Annotated in this window: 1 protein-coding gene and 1 pseudogene; one reads left to right on the top strand and one right to left on the bottom strand. The window is 65.2% G+C overall.

Translation table 11 applies throughout. The annotated features are described in order from the left end of the window. A pseudogene (locus A3736_RS01615) lies at window positions 1-301 on the bottom strand (hypothetical protein); the annotation flags it as partial. A gap of 368 nt (window positions 302-669) precedes the next feature. On the opposite strand from A3736_RS01615, the gene A3736_RS01610 reads away from it, so the two are divergent. Beyond that, entirely contained in the window at window positions 670-1530 is an 861-nt protein-coding gene (locus A3736_RS01610) for a hypothetical protein (protein ID WP_233999158.1), read from the top strand. Window positions 1531-1555: the final 25 nt, after the last annotated feature.

The following is a 1555-nucleotide window of genomic DNA, read 5'->3' as shown; positions in this document are numbered from 1 at the left end:
CACCAACGGTGATCCGCATGGTGACCGTTCCGGACTCGTCACGCCGCAGGGCGCTGGAGGGATAGTCGGACTGGATCCGAGCAGCCCACCGAGCTGCGTTATCCGGCGACACGCTACGAGCCTGCGAAGGCGGGGGCGGGGGCTCTTCCACATCGATCGTGGTCACGCGTTCGAGCACCTTGGTAGCAGCCTCGTAAGCGAGACCGGTGACGAGCGCGTAGCCTAGGGCAATATGGATGAGGGCAACGATAATAATCGCGATCACGCGATTGCCGCTCATCTGTTGGTCAGCATAAGCCATTCGGTCGCATCACTCCATCGTCCGTACCGGGCGGACCCGGCGGCCATTCATCCGAGACGCCGTAGCGTTACTCGGACGGCGTTCTGGTGTTCCGCCGACATCCTTCCCAAGCCCCCCCAACGGCGTCAGCCATCGGAAGTTTCCGAAAAGGTCCGCTGCGGACCCGCCGGGGCAATTTTGTAATCTTTATCCCCGGACCGCCCGATCCTGTAGCCATGGTGACCGTACGGGGCAATCGCTTTATCGGTTAACCCTTGATTCACCGCTTAGGGCCTCCAATTCGAACCAAGGTGCGCGGTCGCGATGGAACCGGTCGCGCGCAAGATCGACTGGTAAATCTTCCGATCGGCTCAAACACTGGAACGCCCATGACCTTTATCACCCGCTCAATGCGCCTTGCGCTGTTTGCCGCCAGCTGTGCGGCGCTGTCGGCCTCCCCTGTCGTGGCGCAGACCGTGCCGCCAGCGTCCACAGCGCCGACCTATGCCGATCTGGTCGCGCTAGCCGAGGGCGCGCCGCTGGTCCTGAAGGCGCGGATCAAGGACCAGGCGGTCCTCAAGCCCGAACGCGCGCCCAACCTCGCGCCCGGCTTCGCGCGTCTCTATGTCGAGGCACAGACCCAGGCGCTACTCGCGGGCAATGTCCCGGTCGGCGAATCGCTGCGCTATCTCGTCGACGTACCTCTCGATGCGAAGGGCAAGGTGCCCAAGTTCAAGAAGCAGGAGGTGGTCCTGTTCGCCCGCCCGGTCACGGGCCGACCGAACGAGCTGCAATTGGTCGATCCGCGTGCCCAGCTTGCCTGGACGCCCGATCTCGACGCGCGCCTGCGACCCGTGCTCGAACAGCTGGCGGCCGCCGATCGCCCGCCACAGGTAACCGGCGTGCGCGACGCGCTGTCCATCGCAGGCACGCTGGTGGGCGAATCGGAAACGCAGCTGTTCCTCGACACGGCGAATGACGGGCCGGTTTCGATCACCGTCGTGCGCCGTCCGGGGATGGAACCGCGCTGGGGCGTGTCGTGGACCGAGATCGTCGACCAGGCGGCGCGACCGCCGCGCACCGGTACTCTCGAATGGTATCGCCTTGCCTGCGCTTTGCCACGCACTCTGCCTGCCGAGGCGAATCTGTCGCGCGATGCGGAAAGCCGCGCGCGCGCCGCGGAGGATTACAGTTACGTGATCAGCCGCCTCGGCGCGTGCGAGCGACGGCGCGGTTCGAACCAGAGCTAGGGCTGCGGCAAGACAAACTGGTTCC

Source organism: Erythrobacter sp. HI0063 (assembly GCF_001635685.1).
Classification (GTDB): Bacteria; Pseudomonadota; Alphaproteobacteria; order Sphingomonadales; family Sphingomonadaceae; genus Qipengyuania.
This window is presented reverse-complemented; position numbering and strand designations above follow the sequence as displayed.

What these genes read in the sequence shown, in the direction of transcription:
- A3736_RS01610 (WP_233999158.1), top strand. Translation starts at nt 670, where the DNA reads ATGACCTTTATCACCCGCTCAATGCGCCTTGCGCTGTTTGCCGCCAGC.